The 13,252-nt window shown below is 56.5% G+C and carries 9 protein-coding genes and 1 riboswitch; of the genes, 4 read left to right on the forward strand and 5 right to left on the reverse strand.

Translation table 11 applies throughout. The features are described from left to right. The first annotated feature begins 7 nt into the window (after nucleotides 1-7). From L975_RS04065 to L975_RS04075, 3 genes are all read left to right on the forward strand, one after another. Nucleotides 8-280, forward strand: a complete 273-nt coding sequence (locus L975_RS04065; RefSeq protein ID WP_010862905.1) for an accessory factor UbiK family protein — start codon at nucleotides 8-10, stop codon at nucleotides 278-280. 260 nt (nucleotides 281-540) lie between these two features. Further along, a complete protein-coding gene (gene zupT, locus L975_RS04070) occupies nucleotides 541-1,344 on the forward strand; it encodes a zinc transporter ZupT (RefSeq protein ID WP_010862906.1) in 804 nt (267 codons plus the stop codon). A 259-nt stretch (nucleotides 1,345-1,603) separates the two neighbouring features. Then, complete coding sequence (locus L975_RS04075) at nucleotides 1,604-4,546, forward strand: HD domain-containing phosphohydrolase (protein ID WP_052181261.1); 2,943 nt, start codon at nucleotides 1,604-1,606, stop codon at nucleotides 4,544-4,546. 98 nt (nucleotides 4,547-4,644) lie between these two features. Here L975_RS04075 and ribB read toward each other — a convergent pair whose 3' ends face one another. Together ribB and ilvC are read right to left on the reverse strand one after the other, a co-directional pair. Then, the gene (ribB, locus tag L975_RS04080; RefSeq protein ID WP_047707354.1) at nucleotides 4,645-5,295 is read right to left on the reverse strand and encodes a 3,4-dihydroxy-2-butanone-4-phosphate synthase; all 651 of its coding nucleotides are present in this window, start codon (nucleotides 5,293-5,295) and stop codon (nucleotides 4,645-4,647) included. A 249-nt stretch (nucleotides 5,296-5,544) separates the two neighbouring features. After that, nucleotides 5,545-5,706: riboswitch (FMN riboswitch) on the reverse strand. 236 nt (nucleotides 5,707-5,942) lie between these two features. Beyond that, the gene (gene ilvC, locus L975_RS04085; protein WP_047707357.1) at nucleotides 5,943-7,421 is read right to left on the reverse strand and encodes a ketol-acid reductoisomerase; all 1,479 of its coding nucleotides are present in this window, start codon (nucleotides 7,419-7,421) and stop codon (nucleotides 5,943-5,945) included. Between the two features lie 312 nt (nucleotides 7,422-7,733). Between ilvC and ilvY the strand changes: the two genes are divergently transcribed. Next, the gene (gene ilvY, locus L975_RS04090; RefSeq protein ID WP_047707359.1) at nucleotides 7,734-8,621 is read left to right on the forward strand and encodes an HTH-type transcriptional activator IlvY; all 888 of its coding nucleotides are present in this window, start codon (nucleotides 7,734-7,736) and stop codon (nucleotides 8,619-8,621) included. Between the two features lie 127 nt (nucleotides 8,622-8,748). Here the strand turns inward: ilvY and ilvA are convergent, their stop codons facing one another. The 3 genes from ilvA to L975_RS04105 all read right to left on the reverse strand — a co-directional run bounded on the left by ilvA (nucleotide 8,749) and on the right by L975_RS04105 (nucleotide 13,243). Then, nucleotides 8,749-10,296, reverse strand: coding sequence for a threonine ammonia-lyase, biosynthetic (ilvA, locus tag L975_RS04095; protein WP_047707361.1), 1,548 nt, complete (start codon nucleotides 10,294-10,296; stop codon nucleotides 8,749-8,751). Nucleotides 10,297-10,299: 3 nt separating this feature from the next. Continuing rightward, nucleotides 10,300-12,150: a dihydroxy-acid dehydratase gene (ilvD, locus tag L975_RS04100; protein WP_047707363.1), complete on the reverse strand. Its 1,851-nt coding sequence runs from the start codon at nucleotides 12,148-12,150 to the stop codon at nucleotides 10,300-10,302. Nucleotides 12,151-12,313: 163 nt separating this feature from the next. After that, nucleotides 12,314-13,243 carry a branched-chain amino acid transaminase gene (locus tag L975_RS04105; protein ID WP_167550108.1) on the reverse strand — a complete coding sequence of 310 codons (930 nt, stop codon included), beginning with the start codon at nucleotides 13,241-13,243 and terminating at the stop codon, nucleotides 12,314-12,316. Nucleotides 13,244-13,252 lie beyond the last annotated feature (9 nt).

A 13,252-nucleotide genomic window follows, 5' to 3' on the forward strand; every position in this document is an offset into this window, starting at 1 on the left:
AATGACGATGATTGATCCGAAAAAAATCGAGCAGATTGCCCGTCAGGTGCATGAATCTATGCCCAAGGGGATCCGCGATTTCGGCGAGGAAGCCGAGAAAAAGATCCGCCAAATTCTGCAAGCCCAACTGGCCAAGCTGGATGTGGTTAACCGCGAAGAATTTGATGTGCAGACCCAAGTGTTGCTGCGCACCCGCGAAAAGCTGATGCAACTGGAAGCTCGTCTGACTGAGCTGGAAGCGCGTCAAGCCGGCGAGACCCCAGCCGAGCCACGCGACTAACACAATCCTAACGCAGAGCCACGCACTGCGTTACGGTTACAGTGCCGTTGTCATCGCGCGCAGCCATACGGTAAATCAGCTCGATTTGCCGTAGGCTGCTATCCAGTGTCGCCTCATCGAGGTGCTATGGCCTTGCCATTCCCCCGATTAATCGGTTTTAACTATCAGTTTTATTCTTCACACCGGTTGTCTTTTCAACAGTAATCCCGCTACACTGCAATAAATGATAATAAGTATCAATTGCAGCATGAGGCGCGCCGATGACGACACTGACTCTCCCCGCTCTGTTTACCTCCGTCCAGACAGTCCCCTTGGTACTGACACTGCTGGCCGGTGGCGCGACGTTTGTCGGTGCGCTGGCTGGGGTGATTGGTCGCAAACCCTCGAACCGCGTATTAAGCTTTGCCTTGGGTTTTGCCGCGGGGATCATGCTGCTGATTGCGCTGATGGAAATGCTTCCCGCGGCGCTAACCACGCCTGGCGTGTCGGCGCTGGCCGGTTACGCGGCCTTTATTGCCGGTCTGCTCGGTTACTTTGCCTTAGACCGTATGTTGCCACACGACCATGCCCATGACTTGATGCTGTCATCAGCCAAGCAAGGCGTGATGTCCGATAAAAAACTGCGCCGCACCGCCATGCTGCTGACGCTTGGCATTAGCTTGCACAACTTCCCTGAAGGCATTGCCACCTACATCACCGCCAGCAGCAACTTGGAGCTCGGATTAGGGATCGCGCTGGCCGTGGCGATTCACAATATTCCAGAAGGTCTGGCGGTGGCCGCACCGGTCTACGCCGCAACCGGCTCTAAACGCCAAGCAATTTTCTGGGCCGGTTTATCTGGGATTGCTGAAATTGCCGGTGGTTTGCTGGCCGCCTTAGTGCTGGGCCCGATCATCTCGCCAGTGTTGATGGCGCTGATTATGGCGGCAGTGGCGGGGATCATGGTGGCATTATCCGTGGATGAGCTGATGCCACTGGCCAAAGATCTGGCACCAGAAGCCAACCCGAGCCACGGCGTTCTGTGTGGTATGGCGGTGATGGGATTTAGTTTGGCCCTGCTGTAAGCCGTTAAACCGTCCACAATCTAGCCAAATCCCCTTCCTCATGGCAGCCATTGGGCTGCCATTGACATACTCCTCAGTATTATTCGTTCATAACTTGCTATTATCTGCTCGCCACCCGCGGCGCCAGCTAAAAAAGAAGCGGCGCAAGTGGCCATTTATGACTACATTTCTTTTAATAAGACCGGCATCGCAAGCAACCTTGCCGCAAGCCGACCCGCTATCATGACCACCAGATGCATCATTATCAGGGCGGATAACTATGACCTCGTTCTGGCGTAACCGGCGCTTCCCGCTGCAAATTCAGATTGCGATCCTGTTCAGCTTGCTGATGTTCTTAGTCGGCGCACTGCTGATTGGCTTTAATTACTGGCGCGCTAACCAGCTCAATATCGACAATGCCCGTACCCAATACGGCTACATTGGGAATAATGCCGCCGCCGAGCTGGATCTGAGTACACAAACCATGGGGATTGCGGTCAATCTGCTGACCACCATGCCGATCACCACCTACCAGACCCTAGAGCAGCGTTTTGACTCGCTGCCACGCCTGCGCGAAATTTTACGCAGTAGCCCCTACGCCAACTCGGTATACGCCGGTTATGCCGATGGCGATATGCTGCTGATGCGCCGCCTAACTCCGCTTAATCGCACCAACTGGCAAGCCCCGCACAATGCCGATTGGCTGGTGCAAAGCATCGATCACAATGAACAAGACCCGAGCCAAGTTCGGCGTAACTTTCTCTATTTTGATGACCAGCTCAATTTGCTGCGTAACGACGATAAACCCGAGTACCTGTACGATCCACGTGAGCGAGGTTGGTATCAAGCCAGCGTGAACACGGATCAGCAAATCATGTCACCGATGTATGTGTTTGCCTCATCACGGGAAATCGGTACCACCCTCAGCCGACGCGCCAAAAATCAGCACGCGGTGATTGGGATCGATATTTCACTGCGCACCTTCAGTGATTTATTGCGCGCCCAAAAGCTGCCAGCGGGCAGTAAAATGGCGCTGATTAGCCCGCAAGACACTATCATCGCCAGCCTTGACCCACGGGAAGTGATCCGCATGAATGCGGAGCGCCAAATCAGCATGGCCTCGGTCGAGACCTTCCCCAATCCACCGTTATCCGAGCTCTTGAGCCTGAGCCAAGATCTACCGCGTGAGCAAGAGCAGCATCTGACCTTCACCTACCGCGAGCAACCGTGGTTCGGCTCGTTATTGCCAATCAACAACGCGCATGGAGTGTTCCGTTTAGCCATTGCCACCCCCGCCGATGTGATGCTGGCCAGCGCGATCGAAACGCGCAATCAATCCACGCTGATTGCCTGTCTGGTTCTGCTGGCCTCGGTGCCAATCACGTGGTGGATTGCCTACCGCATTGCAAAGCCACTGAATCAGCTGCGACAAAATGCCGAGCAAATTCGCCGCTTTAGCTTCGATACCCAAAAGCCGGTGAACTCCATCGTGCTGGAAATCGATGAGCTGGCACAAACCATGAACAAGATGCGCAGCACCATCCAGCAATTCTTGCGCATTGGTAACTCGTTGGCCGCCGAGCGCGACTTCACTACCTTGCTGGCCGGCTTAATGCAAGAAACCACCCATCTGGTCGGCATGGCCGGCGGAGTGATTTACCTGCCCGACCGTGATTGCACCACCTTGACTCCCGCTCTGTGGCAATGGCGCGAAGAGCGGCTAGATGCCAGCGCCTTGCCGCCAATTCACCTGAACCACACCACCAGCGCCTTGCTGCAACAAGCCTTACAAGGCGCGATGCTGCACCAGCATCAGATTTCAGCCGATAGCACGCCGGAGCTGCTGGCGCTCAGTCAAGCCCTTGGGCCGTTGGAGTCGGTGCTGGTCGCGATGCGCAATCGCAATGATCAACTGATTGGTTTACTGGTACTGGTCAACCCGTTCAGTGCCGAGCAACATATCGAACCGGCTAAACTCAAACTGGTGGAAGCCTTAGCCGGTAACCTGTCGGTGACGGTGGAAACCCAGCGTCTGTTACAAGAGCAAAAAAACCTGTTGGATGCCTTTATCCAGCTGATGGCCGGAGCCATTGATGCCAAGAGCGCCTACACCGGCGGTCACTGCCAGCGCGTCCCAGAGCTGACCGAAATGCTGGCTGAGGCGGCGGTCGAAGCCAAAACCGGACCGTTTGCCGAGTTCAGCTTAAGTGCCGATGAGCGTGAAGAGCTGCACATCGCCAGTTGGCTGCATGACTGCGGCAAAGTCACCACACCGGAATTTGTGGTGGATAAAGCCACGAAGCTGGAGACCATCTACGATCGGCTGCACGAGATCCGAATGCGCATTGAAGTGCTGAAGCGTGATGCCAAAATCCACGCATTGGAGCAGCAATTACAGGGCCTCGACCCATCATCCATCGAGCAGCAGTACCAAAGCGCTATCGTGCAATTGGATGAAGATTTTCGCTTTATCGCTACCTGCAATATTGGTGGTGAGTTTATGTCAGATGAACATTTACAGCGCCTGCAACAGATTGCCGAGCGCCGCTGGCTGCGCACGCTGGATGACCGAATTGGCGTATCCCACGAAGAGTTGCAACGCAAAAACCGCACCCCAGCGCCAACACTGCCGGTTTGGGAGCCGTTACTGGCCGACCGCGATGATCATCTGTTCCCACGCGAAGCACGCGATCAGCTACCACAAGGCTATGGCTTTAATATGCAGGCGCCGCATTACCTGTATAACCGTGGCGAGCTGTATAACCTCAGTGTTCGCCGTGGCACGCTGACCGATGAGGAGCGCTACAAGATCAATGAGCACATCGTGCAAACCATCGTAATGCTGAAAACCCTGCCTTTCCCGCGCAACATGTCGCATGTACCGGAAATTGCCGGCGGACACCATGAGCGCATGGATGGTAAAGGCTATCCGTGCCGCCTGACCGGCGAGCAAATGAGCCTGACCGCGCGCATGATGGCGATTGCCGATGTGTTTGAAGCCTTAACCGCGGTGGATAGACCGTATAAGAAAGGGAAAACCTTGAGTGAGTCACTCGGTATCATGGCTAACATGGTGCAAGGTCAGCATCTGGATCCGCAGCTGTTTGCCCTGTTCCTCAGTAGCGGGATTTGGTACGAGTACGCACGCCGTTACATGCGCCCGGAGCAAATTGATGAGGTGGATATTCAGCGCTTTATGCCAACTGCCAATGATGCGGCCTAATCGCATCTGACTCCGGTGAACCAAACAGCACAAGGCCGGCAACATGCCGGCCTTTATCGAGGCGATGACTCAAAACAGTTAAGCCCAAACCTCAAGCATTACTCCGCAAATGGATACGCTTCGCGGTAAGCCACCAGATCTTCGATGGTCAGTACCGGCATCTGATGCTGGCGGGCAAATTCAATTACCTCAGGCGTGCGCGCCATGCTGCCATCATCGTTGGTCAGCTCACACAAAACGCCATACGGCTTAAAGCCGGCCAGACGCATCAGATCGATAGTCGCCTCCGTATGACCGCGACGTGCCAACACGCCGCCATCTTGGGCGCGCAGTGGAAACACGTGTCCTGGGCGATGAATATCTGACGGACGCGCATCATCAGCAATCGCCGCGCGAATCGTGGTCACGCGATCTTGCGCTGAAACGCCGGTGGTGACACCGTACGCCGCTTCAATGGTCACGGTAAAGGCGGTTTGATTCTGGCTGGAGTTCACTTCCACCATCATCGGCAGCTCCAGCTGACGGCGACGCGCTTCGGTGATACACAGACACACAATGCCGCTGCCATGACGAATCGTGAGCGCCATTTGCTCTGGTGTAATAGTTTCGGCGGCAAAAATCAGATCGCCTTCGTTCTCGCGATCTTCATCATCCAGCACCAACACGCCGCGGCCAGCACGCAGTGCTGCTAAACCTTGTTCAACGCGTTCAATCGGGGAGCCAAAAGCACTAAGCAGTGACTGATTCATGGTAAAAAACGTCCTTCATGCAAATACTATGGATTACCAGAATCAGGGCACAACAAGAGGGAGTTACAGGTTATCGACCCTGCGCGCACCGCCAAACGGCGCCCGCGTTCTACCGCCCGCTCACCACGGTATTTCACCTCTCGCCATCACGAGTTGACAGCAAAAGCCAAATACAGACCAGTAAGCGCAGCCGATTGGCCGATCACCAGACAATAACAACCAGCTGCCATTGGCAGTGTAGTTGCGTGTCGTCACTCTCTTCTATCCGGACTATAACCGTCGGCCCCGGCTTCTCACCGGATCTGCTGACCCTACCAAGGTATGGCAGGCGCTCGCGGGCTGCTGCCGTTATGCCGCTGGCATAAGACAGATACCGCCGGTGGGGACTTACACCCCGCCCTGAGAATTTAACCTCCCGAGCATAGCGCCAAGCCTGCGCGGCGGCAATCACTTGACCGCAAGAAGCGGGTTCGATCACGAAAAAAAGGGGCCGCAACCGGTAACACACCTCATCAGCGGCACAAACCCAAACCACGTGGCATTGCCGGTAAGCGGCAAGTAGAACGGGTATAAAAAAGCCCGGCCAAAGCCGGGCAACAGTTTGCTTAATGTGATTTAGCGGAAAACGTTATGGCGCAGGGTGCCGATTAACCGGCCACGCTGATTTTCTTCATGTCGGTCATATAACCGCGCAGAGTCTGACCAATCACCTCAATCGGGTGGTTGCGGATCGCTTCATTGACCGCGCGCAGCGCGGCGTTATCCACCCCAGCAGCAGGCACCGGCTGACCCAGATCGCCTGGTTGCAAAGTTGGCATCAACTGATCGCGCAGCAATGGCACTGCGGCATTGGCAAACAGGTAGTTACCGTATTCTGCGGTATCGGAGATCACCACATTCATCTCATACAGACGCTTACGGGCAATGGTGTTGGCAATCAACGGCAACTCGTGCAGTGATTCATAGTATGCCGACTCAGGATAAATACCGGACGCCACCATGGTCTCAAACGCCAATTCCACCCCGGCTTTAACCATCGCCACCATCACGGTGCCTTGGTCAAAGTAGGTTTGCTCTTCAATCTTACCGCTATAGACCGGTGCATTTTCAAATGCACTGTCACCGGTTTCGGCGCGCCAGGTCAGCAGTTTGACATCATCTTCGGCCCAATCGGCCATCATGCCGGCAGAGAACTCACCACTGATGATGTCATCCATGTGTTTTTCAAACAGCGGACGCAAAATCTGCTTAATCTGCTCAGACAGCGCGAAGGCGCGCAGTTTGGCTGGATTCGACAGACGATCCAGCATCAAGGTGATGCCGCCTTGCTTGAGCGCTTCGGTAATAGTTTCCCAACCGAACTGGACCAACTTACCGGCATAAGCCGGATCGGTACCTTCCGCCACCAGCTGGTCATAGCACAATAACGAACCGGCCTGCAGCATGCCGCACAAAATGGTCTGCTCGCCCATCAAATCCGACTTCACTTCGGCGACAAAAGAGGACTCCAGCACCCCGGCGCGATCGCCGCCGGTCGCCACCGCCCACGCTTTGGCAATCGCCAAGCCTTCGCGCTGTGGATCGTTTTCTGGGTGCACCGCAATCAGGGTCGGCACACCAAAACCGCGTTTGTACTCTTCGCGCACTTCAGTGCCCGGGCACTTCGGCGCCACCATCACCACGGTGATGTCTTTACGGATCTGCTCGCCCACTTCCACGATGTTAAAGCCGTGCGAGTAACCTAAGGCTGCACCTTGCTTCATCAATGGCATTACCGCTTGCACCACCGCGGAGTGCTGCTTATCTGGGGTCAGGTTCACCACCAGATCGGCTTGCGGGATCAGCTCTGCATAGGTGCCGACCACAAAACCGTTGTCGGTGGCTTTTTTCCACGACGCGCGACGCTCCGCAATCGCTTCATCACGCAGCGCATACGCCACCTCTAAACCCGAATCGCGCATGTTCAGGCCCTGATTCAGACCTTGGGCGCCACAGCCAACAATCACCACTTTCTTGCCTTTGAGGTACTCGGCTCCGGCAGCAAACTCATCGCGCGCCATAAAGCGGCACTTGCCCAGTTGCGCCAGCTGCTGGCGTAAATTCAAGGTATTAAAATAGTTAGCCATGACAAACTCTCCGTGATTCAGGTCCGTGGCACTGCATGTAGGTCGGCAAGCAGCGCCGCGCTAAGGCTTTCGGGTAAGCATCAATTCCATTCTCCGGCCACTGTGACCGGCGCCGATGGCTGTTGCCGCAGGGTTAACGATGTAAACCGTGCGTAAGCAATCGGTGGCGTTAATCTGATACTAGGCGAAGATTGTCGTTGCTTAAATTGATATATTCCGAATATGGTATTGCATTATTTGCAACGTAATGGATGCGGCCAATACCCGCGCTCCCTGCGCGGCCTACAGCGCTAATCCTATGGAGAGTGGCAGATGGAACTGCGTGATTTAAAACTGTTTTTGCATCTGGCCGACAGCTGCCATTTTGGCCGCAGCGCCCAAGCTTGCCATGTCAGCCCCTCCACCTTATCGCGCCAAATTCAGCGCTTAGAAGAGGAAGCGGGGCAGCCATTGTTTGTGCGCGATAACCGCAGCGTCACCCTGACCGATGCAGGTCGTCAGCTGCGCCACTTTGCCGAGCAGACTTTGCTCAATTGGCAGCAGCTACAACATCAGTTGCGCCCACAAGCCGATGATCTGCAAGGGGAGCTGCGTCTGTTTTGCTCGGTGACCGCCGCCTACAGCCACTTGCCGGCCATTTTGGACCGTTTTCGCCTACGTTACCCGAAAGTGGAGATCAAACTCAGCACCGGCGATGCGGCCGATGCGGTGGGGCGCGTGTTGCAAGATGCGGCAGATTTGGCAATCGCCGCCCGGCCCGAGCCGCTACCGGCCTCGGCGGCGTTTGTCTCGCTGGGCGAAATTCCGCTGGCGCTGGTGATCCCGGCCATGGCCTGTCAGGTGCGCCAACAAGTCTTACAACAGCCGGTGCCGTGGGCACAGGTGCCGTTTATCTTGCCGGAGCACGGCCCAGCGCGGCGGCGTATCGAGCAGTGGCTGCGCCGCCGACATGTCACACATCCGCACATATATGCGACCGTCGCCGGCCATGAAGCCATAGTGTCGATGGTGGCGCTCGGTTGCGGGGTGGCTGCCATTCCCACCGTGGTGGTGGAAAACAGTCCGGTACGTGATCGGGTGGCCAAATTGGAAGTGGAATCGCTGGATTTTGTGCCGTTTGATCTGGGGGTCTGCGCGCAGAAAAAACGCTTACATGAACCGCTATTAGCTGCGTTTTGGGATACGGTCAGCACACCATAAACCCCATCAACTTCGCGTACCACTACTCATAAGAAAACCCCAACCGCACCACAGCAAAAATAAAAGCCATCCCTAATAGGGATGGCTCTGAGTGGCAATTTTGGTGGTTAAGTGCGCAATAACGCCGTTAACGGGCCAGAAAATAACGAAACGCCGGGTTATCGGTCTCATCGTGGGCCACATAACCCAGCTCTTGCAGATGACGGTCAAAGGCTGACTGCTCATCTGGCGGCAAGGCAAAGGCGGCCAGTACCCGACCGTAATCGGCACCGTGGTTACGGTAGTGGAATAAGGTGATATTCCATCGGGTGCCTAGCATCTGCAAAAAGCGCAGTAACGCCCCCGGACACTCAGGAAACTCCACGCTGTACAGCCGCTCACTCAAGGCCTGCGCCGGACGGCCGCCCACCATGTAACGCACGTGCAGTTTAGCCAGCTCGTCATCGGACAAATCAAGGGTGTCATAGCCCCCCGCACGCAGCTCGCTGACAATCTCTTGCCGCTCACTGATACCGCGGGTCAAACGCACCCCAACCAAAATGCTGGCGTTGTCCGGATCGGCATAGCGGTAGTTAAACTCGGTGACCGAACGCCCGCCCAGCAACTGACAAAATTGCAGGAAGCTGCCTTTGCGCTCAGGGATAGTCACTGCCAGCAAGGCTTCGCGTTGCTCGCCCAGCTCACAGCGCTCGGAAACATAACGCAGACCATGGAAATTGAGGTTGGCGCCAGACAACACATGCGCCAACCGCTCACCTTGGATGCCGTGTAGCTGGACATATTTTTTCAGCCCAGCCAGCGATAAGGCGCCAGAAGGCTCAGAAACCGCACGCACATCGTCAAACAAATCTTTCATCGCCGCGCAGATGGCATCGTTATCCACCGTCACCACGTCATCCAGATAGTGCTGACACAGACGGAAGGTTTCGTCGCCGATGCGCTTCACCGCCACGCCATCGGCAAACATACCAACTCGCGCCAGATCCACCGGCGCACCGGCTTCTAATGCCGCCTGCAAACAGGCAGCGTCTTCCGATTCAACGCCGATCACTTTGACTTGCGGCATCAACTGCTTGATCACCACCGCCACACCCGCCGCCAAACCGCCACCACCGACCGGCACAAACACCCGATCCAGATGCACGTCTTGCTGTAATAATTCCAGCGCCAACGTACCTTGCCCGGCGATCACCACCGGATGGTCAAACGGCGGGATAAAGGTCAGCCCTTGTTCGTGCGCCAAGGCAATCGCCTTGGCCTTGGCTTCATCGAAGTTATCGCCATGCAACAACACTTGCGCGCCAAAGCCGCGCACCGCCTCTACCTTGATATCTGGGGTAGTCCGCGGCATCACAATCAAGGCTTTCAAGCCTTGGCGACTGGCCGACAGCGCTACCCCTTGAGCATGGTTACCGGCCGAAGCGGCGACCACCCCAGCGGCTTTTTGTGCTGGCGACAACGTAGCAATCATGGCGTGCGCCCCACGCAGCTTAAAGCTGTGCACCGGCTGGCGATCTTCGCGTTTGACCAACACACAGTTACCGAGACGCGCCGAGAGCTTATCCATCGTCTGTAACGGGGTGACCTGCGCAACCTCATACACCGGCGCTTGCACCACCGCGCGTAGGTACTCTAACGCTTGTGGCTGCGCGCTGAGAAAATCCGCTTGCGACATGGGTTACTCCTCTAGCTTGCTGCGATCGCGCACTGCGCCGCGATCGGCACTGGTAGCCAAACTGGCGTAGGCGCGTAGTGCCAGCGATACTGGCCGCTGGCGATCGACCGGCTTCCACGCCTGCTTACCGCGCGCCTGCATGGCCGCAGCTCGGGCGGCCAACGTTGCCTCATCCACCTCCAGCACGATGCTGCGCTGCGGGATATCAATGGCAATCAGATCGCCTTCTTCCACCAGCGCAATCACCCCACCGCTGGCCGCTTCTGGCGACACATGACCAATCGACAACCCGGATGTGCCGCCCGAAAAACGGCCATCGGTGATCAGGGCACACGCTTTGCCCAATCCCATCGATTTGAGGTAACTGGTTGGGTACAGCATCTCTTGCATCCCCGGTCCGCCCTTTGGCCCTTCGTAGCGGATCAGCACCACATCACCGGCGTTGATCTGACCGCCCAAAATCGCCTCCACCGCGCTATCTTGGCTTTCAAATACCCGCGCTGGACCACGGAACAGTAAATTCTCCGCCTCTACCCCAGCGGTTTTAACGATGCAGCCGTTTTGCGCCAGATTGCCGGACAACACCGCCAACCCGCCATCTTGGCTGTACGCATGTTCGCGGCGGCGGATACAGCCCTGCTCACGATCGTCATCCAGTGTTGGCCAGCGGCAGGCTTGGGAAAAGGCGCGCGTGGTGCGAATACCGGCTGGGCCAGCGCGGAACATCTCGCGCACCGCCGGATCGTCCGTTTGCATGATGTCGTAACGCGCCAGCGTATCGGTTAAATTCAGTTGTAGCACATTGCGCACTTCGCGGTTGAGCAGACCGGCACGGTCAAGCTCACCGAGAATCCCCATCACGCCACCCGCGCGGTGGACGTCTTCCATGTGATATTTCTGGGTGCTTGGCGCGACTTTACACAGGTGCGGCACTTGGCGTGATAAGCGGTCGATATCATCCATACAAAAATCGACCTCCGCTTCCTGCGCCGCCGCTAACAGGTGCAATACGGTGTTGGTAGAGCCGCCCATGGCGATATCCAGCACCATGGCGTTTTCAAACGCCGCCTTACTGGCAATGCTGCGTGGCAGCACGCGCGCATCGTCCTGTTCGTAATATTGCTTGGTCAAACTCACAATGCGCTGGCCTGCTTGCACGAACAGCTCACGGCGATCGGCGTGGGTCGCCAACAGTGAACCGTTACCCGGCAAGCTCAAGCCTAACGCTTCGGTCAGGCAGTTCATGGAGTTGGCGGTAAACATCCCCGAGCAAGAGCCGCAGGTTGGACAGGCCGAGCGTTCGACCTGTTGGCTTTGTTCATCGGAGACCTTGGGATCGGCGCCTTGGATCATGGCATCAACCAGATCCAGCTTGATGATTTGATCCGAGAGTTTAGTTTTACCGGCTTCCATCGGGCCGCCGGAGACAAAGATCACCGGGATATTGAGACGCAGCGCAGCCATCAGCATTCCGGGGGTGATTTTGTCGCAGTTGGAGATACACACCATGGCATCGGCGCAGTGGGCGTTCACCATGTACTCGACTGAGTCGGCAATTAACTCTCGCGAGGGCAGGGAATACAACATGCCGCCGTGGCCCATGGCGATCCCATCATCCACCGCGATGGTGTTGAACTCTTTGGCGACCCCGCCCGCGGCTTCAATTTCACCAGCAACCAACGCGCCTAAATCACGCAGGTGCACATGGCCTGGCACAAACTGGGTAAAGGAGTTCACCACCGCAATAATCGGCTTACCAAAATCACTTTCTTGCATGCCGGTGGCACGCCACAGTGCGCGCGCGCCCGCCATATTACGGCCATGCGTGGTGGTTGCGGAGCGGTACTTCGCCATGAAAATCATCCCTGTGTTGAGACGGCGGCGCTTCGCGCGCGCCGTAGAAAAACGGTATCGACGGCACTGTATCCTGCATCGACTGCAGTATCACGACGGCCATCAGGCCGCCGCAAAGCTGATGCTGTTACTCGTGCCGATCTGCGTGTACAAGTAGTCAAACTTACGGATTCACCGGATCCAACCAACCCCACTTGTCTTCGGTTTCGCCACTGAACAGCCCGAAGAACGCCTGTTGCAAACGCTCGGTCACAGGGCCGCGGCGGCCAATACCGACTTCGATACCATCAATACTGCGCACCGGAGTGATTTCCGCGGCGGTGCCGGTCATAAACACTTCATCGGCCAGATACAGCGCTTCGCGGGCAATCACTTCTTCGCGTACTTCGTAGCCCAGATCGCGCGCCAAGGTGGTGATCGCATCGCGAGTGATCCCCGGCAGTGAGGCGCAAGTCGATGGTGGGGTATAAATCACGTTGTTTTTAATCACAAACAGGTTCTCACCCGCCCCTTCCGAAACATAGCCGCGCACATCCAGCGCAATGCCTTCGGCGTAGCCGTGACGGCGCGCTTCGCTGCCCACCAGCAAGGAAGACAGATAGTTACCGCCAGCTTTGGCCGCGGTCGGAATGGTGTTGGGTGCGGCGCGATTCCACGACGACACCATCGCATCCACCCCTTGCTGCAGCGCTTCTTCACCCAGATAGGCTCCCCACGGGAAAGCAGCGATGATCAAGTCACACTGATAGCCCGGTGGTGGATTGACCCCTAATCCCACATCACCGATAAAGGCCAGCGGACGAATGTAGGCGCTCTCCAGATGGTTGTCGCGCAAGGTGGCGCGGCATGCCTCCATCAGTTGCTCTAACGAATAAGGGATCGGGAAACGGTAAATTTTGGCGGAGTCCAGCAGGCGCTGCATGTGCTCACGGTGACGGAAGACCACCGGGCCTTTTGGCGTGTTGTAACAGCGGATCCCCTCAAACACCGACGTGCCATAGTGCATGGCGTGGGACAATACGTGTACTTTGGCCTCAGCCCAAGGCACCATCTCACCGTTAAACCAAATAAAATCTGCTTTCTTGCTCATCATTTCATCCTT

The sequence above is a fragment of the Plesiomonas sp. ZOR0011 genome (assembly GCF_000800945.1).
In the GTDB taxonomy this organism is placed as follows: Bacteria; Pseudomonadota; Gammaproteobacteria; order Enterobacterales; family CAMTGL01; genus Plesiomonas; species Plesiomonas shigelloides.

What these genes read in the sequence shown, in the direction of transcription:
- ilvY (WP_047707359.1), top strand. Translation starts at nt 7,734, where the DNA reads ATGGAACTGCGTGATTTAAAACTGTTTTTGCATCTGGCCGACAGCTGC.
- ilvC (WP_047707357.1), bottom strand. Translation starts at nt 7,421, where the DNA reads ATGGCTAACTATTTTAATACCTTGAATTTACGCCAGCAGCTGGCGCAA.
- L975_RS04105 (WP_167550108.1), bottom strand. Translation starts at nt 13,243, where the DNA reads ATGATGAGCAAGAAAGCAGATTTTATTTGGTTTAACGGTGAGATGGTG.
- zupT (WP_010862906.1), top strand. Translation starts at nt 541, where the DNA reads ATGACGACACTGACTCTCCCCGCTCTGTTTACCTCCGTCCAGACAGTC.
- ilvA (WP_047707361.1), bottom strand. Translation starts at nt 10,296, where the DNA reads ATGTCGCAAGCGGATTTTCTCAGCGCGCAGCCACAAGCGTTAGAGTAC.
- ilvD (WP_047707363.1), bottom strand. Translation starts at nt 12,150, where the DNA reads ATGGCGAAGTACCGCTCCGCAACCACCACGCATGGCCGTAATATGGCG.
- L975_RS04065 (WP_010862905.1), top strand. Translation starts at nt 8, where the DNA reads ATGATTGATCCGAAAAAAATCGAGCAGATTGCCCGTCAGGTGCATGAA.
- L975_RS04075 (WP_052181261.1), top strand. Translation starts at nt 1,604, where the DNA reads ATGACCTCGTTCTGGCGTAACCGGCGCTTCCCGCTGCAAATTCAGATT.
- ribB (WP_047707354.1), bottom strand. Translation starts at nt 5,295, where the DNA reads ATGAATCAGTCACTGCTTAGTGCTTTTGGCTCCCCGATTGAACGCGTT.